Annotated in this window: 1 protein-coding gene; it reads right to left on the reverse strand. The window is 64.5% G+C overall.

From position 1 onward, the window contains the following. A partial coding sequence (locus ACLQ3C_RS21515) for a DUF222 domain-containing protein (protein ID WP_425707124.1) occupies positions 1-461 on the reverse strand: 461 nt, incomplete at its 3' end. Between the last annotated feature and the right edge of the window lie 32 nt (positions 462-493).

Consider the following 493-nt stretch of genomic DNA (forward strand, 5'->3'; position numbering starts at 1 on the left):
TCGACGATGACCACGGTGATCCCTGCGTCACAGCCGAGAGTTTTCGCGGTGGCGGGCGTGACCGAGCCCATGAACTCCAGCGCGGATAGCTTCGGGGTGTCGGCCGGGATGGTCAACAGCACCCCACCGGTCGGTTTGCACGACACGGTCTCATCAGCAAGGCCTCGTCCAGCGAGTTCGAGGACCGTTTCGAAAGCATCGGCGCGTCTACGTTCGGCCGGACGCGGATCATTGGAGCCGTCGGGCTGAGGCTTTGGCGCGGACAGTGTTTCGACGAGGCTGTGCAGTTTCTCCCCGGCGACCGCATCGAGATTCGCGCGCACGTCGAGGCGTCCGTCGCTGGTCTTGTGGTAGCCGAGTTCGTTGCTGGTCTTGTCTTCGGCGGCAGGTATGCCACCGGTGTCGTCGGCGAGTTCGTTGCCGAGTTGGTGTGCGTGCTTGCCGATTTCGGCGGGACTCATCCCGGACAGTGCTTGGGAGACGAGGGCGCGGG

The sequence above is a fragment of the Gordonia sp. DT30 genome, assembly GCF_049844915.1.
Taxonomy (GTDB): domain Bacteria; phylum Actinomycetota; class Actinomycetes; order Mycobacteriales; family Mycobacteriaceae; genus Gordonia.